The organism is Turicibacter sp. GALT-G1 (genome assembly GCF_025594995.1).
GTDB lineage: Bacteria > Bacillota_I > Bacilli_A > MOL361 > Turicibacteraceae > Turicibacter > Turicibacter bilis.
Window position 1 is genome coordinate 1 of the sequence record NZ_JAMQUS010000014.1, and the last position, 2,595, is coordinate 2,595.

4 protein-coding genes and 1 other annotated feature are annotated in these 2,595 nt (G+C 33.3%); all 4 genes read right to left on the reverse strand.

What is annotated here, in order from left to right; translation table 11 throughout:
• Window positions 1-76: 76 nt before the first annotated feature.
• The 4 genes from rplT to NEH74_RS03145 all read right to left on the reverse strand — a co-directional run bounded on the left by rplT (window position 77) and on the right by NEH74_RS03145 (window position 2,444).
• A complete protein-coding gene (gene rplT, locus NEH74_RS03130; RefSeq protein ID WP_055243298.1) occupies window positions 77-436 on the reverse strand; it encodes a 50S ribosomal protein L20 in 360 nt (119 codons plus the stop codon).
• 43 nt (window positions 437-479) lie between these two features.
• On the reverse strand, window positions 480-677 hold the full coding sequence (rpmI, locus tag NEH74_RS03135) for a 50S ribosomal protein L35 (RefSeq protein WP_055243299.1): 198 nt from the start codon (window positions 675-677) through the stop codon (window positions 480-482).
• Window positions 678-701: 24 nt separating this feature from the next.
• Window positions 702-1,238: a translation initiation factor IF-3 gene (gene infC / locus NEH74_RS03140; protein WP_201023070.1), complete on the reverse strand. Its 537-nt coding sequence runs from the start codon at window positions 1,236-1,238 to the stop codon at window positions 702-704.
• A 25-nt stretch (window positions 1,239-1,263) separates the two neighbouring features.
• Window positions 1,264-1,403: a sequence feature (ribosomal protein L20 leader region), on the reverse strand.
• A 54-nt stretch (window positions 1,404-1,457) separates the two neighbouring features.
• Window positions 1,458-2,444 (reverse strand): CvpA family protein, encoded by a 987-nt coding sequence (locus NEH74_RS03145; protein WP_055305589.1) that lies wholly within the window; start codon window positions 2,442-2,444, stop codon window positions 1,458-1,460.
• Window positions 2,445-2,595: the final 151 nt, after the last annotated feature.

The window sequence follows — 2,595 nt, forward strand, 5'->3', positions numbered from 1 at the left end:
AGTTGACAAAGAGCCAAAAAAAGACACTACCAAGTAGTAGTGTCTAATAAGATTTTAAAAATAATGATCAAATTAATTATTTGTTCATTGCTTCTTTAGCAGTGTTTGCTAAAGTAGCGAATGCAGCAGCATCAGATACAGCTAAATCTGCTAACATTTTACGGTTAACTTCGATTCCAGCTAATTTTAATCCGTGCATTAATTTGCTGTATGATAATCCGTTCATACGAGCAGCAGCGTTGATACGAGTGATCCATAATTTACGGAAGTCACGTTTTTTCTGACGACGGTCACGGTAAGCATATTGTAATGATTTCATTACTTGCTCGTTTGCTGTTTTGTATAATGTATGTTTAGATCCAAAGTAACCTTTTGCTAATTTTAAAACGCGTTTACGACGTTTGCGTGATACAACTCCACCTTTTACACGTGGCATAATGAGTTCCTCCTTTGTTGTTACGAAAAATGTTTAGTGATTATTATAAGCTATATAACATATCTTTGATACGTTTGTAGTCGCTGTTTGATACGATAGCAGCTTTAGCTAAGTGTTTCTTTTGTTTAGTTGTTTTGTTATGAGCTAAGTGGCTTGTATAAGCGTGAGAACGTTTTAATTTCCCTGATCCTGTACGTTTAAAGCGTTTAGCAGCTCCACGATGAGATTTCATTTTTGGCATGGTAGAGTTCCTCCTTTATCTTTTCTACTTTTTCTTTGGTGCTAAAACGAGAAACATTGAGCGTCCGTCAAGTTTTGGATTTGATTCAAGATCCGCAATTTCAGCACACCCTTCAGCAAAGCGAGTTAAAACATTACGTCCGAATTCAGTGTGTGCGATTTCGCGACCTTTGAAACGTACGCTAACTTTAACTTTATCACCTTTTGTAAGGAATTTTTGAGCATTTTTTAATTTTGTATTAAAGTCATGCTGTTCGATGTTAGGACTTAAGCGAACTTCTTTTAAAGTCACAGTTGTTTGGTTTTTTCTAGCCTCACGAGCGTGACGTTGTTGTTCATAACGGTATTTACCGTAGTCCATAATACGACAAACAATAGGATTTGCTTGTGGTGCAACACATACTAAATCTAAGTTTTTCTCAGAAGCAGCACGTAATGCATCTTTACGTTGCATTAAACCAAGTTGTTCGCGGTTAGGACCAATCACTAACATTTCCTTAGCGCGGATATCTTCATTGATTAAGCTCTCGTTTTTTACATTCTTCTTGCTAATGATGAGCACCTCCAATTTTATAGAACATTCATGGAAAAAAAGAAAAACGTAAGCACTTAGTAAGCGCCCACGTTTAAATCACAATCACATTAACAATATCGTCGTAACGATAGTGACGTTTAACCTATCAGCTCTAGCTAATCAGGTGAGAAGTGGGTACTTCTTCTTTCCACATGATATTCACATTTATTGATTATAACACCTCAATTAGTATATGTCAATGAAGTGTTACATATTCTTTAACTTTTTTAGATTATCATCATTTAGCATGCCGCTATTGATTAAAGTCTTCAAAGCTTCATCACTGATGACTTCATCCTCAATAAGTCTATCATACGTTCCATTGCGAATCAACTCTTTATAATAAGAATTAAAAATTTCCAATGTGATGACATTATGATCGATATACGTCTTCATGCTAGTTAAGTAAGCCTCCATCTCATGTGCATCTATTTTATTATCAAGAAAGAAACTTAAATATGCTGACGTCGTGGCCATAAAAGGAAGAAACTCTTTAAATGCCGCTTGAATTTCTTGACGTTGATTCGGGTGTTTCTTAATAAACTGCTCTAATTGATTCAGATTAACTTTATTATTAGCAAAGAGATCATCTAATTCATTGCCAAATAAATCAATACTCTTTTTCACGTCTTCATACGGTTGATAAAATTCCTCCACTAAATGAGACACATACGGATTCACCTTAAGTAATAAATTGCTCAGTGAATAAGGTTTAACGAAATCAAATAGTGGAAAGGCTAAAATAATAACGATCACGATAACGTACGTATATGCATTTAAAATACTTAATAAAACACTTAACAAACCATCACCAATCCGATTAAATTTTGCGGATGGAAAAAAATATTGATGCCATTCATAATTAACTGAAAAAACATAAACTACACTCTTAATAATCACAAATGCAACGACAAACAAAATAAAAAAAACAATAAAAGGAATGATATTTTCTTCATAAGGCTCAATTAAATAATAAAAACTATCTGGTACAAATAAAGATACTTTAAGCTTCTTAGGAAGATAAGATACCACTTTATTGACAAGTGCCCCCGCTACTAAAGCTGATAAAAAAATTGAAAAGAGGTGAATCACTAAATTGACAAGACTAATTCGATAAGAACGTTGATAACCAACGATTGATGCGATACAAAAAACGATGAATATAATTAAATCAACAACTAAAATTTTTATCACTTCCATTCCCCCATGACTGCCACCACTTTGGATGTTTATATCTATAACTATTCTTCCCTATATTCTAGATATAAATGACATATTATATTACCTTCATTATTGTGATTTTTATCGATTTTATTCAAAAATATAAAAAGGGGCTGTCTCAAAA

Excerpts from the sequence above, each read along its gene's own strand:
- rpmI (WP_055243299.1), bottom strand. The coding sequence starts at position 677 with ATGCCAAAAATGAAATCTCATCGTGGAGCTGCTAAACGCTTTAAACGT.
- rplT (WP_055243298.1), bottom strand. The coding sequence starts at position 436 with ATGCCACGTGTAAAAGGTGGAGTTGTATCACGCAAACGTCGTAAACGC.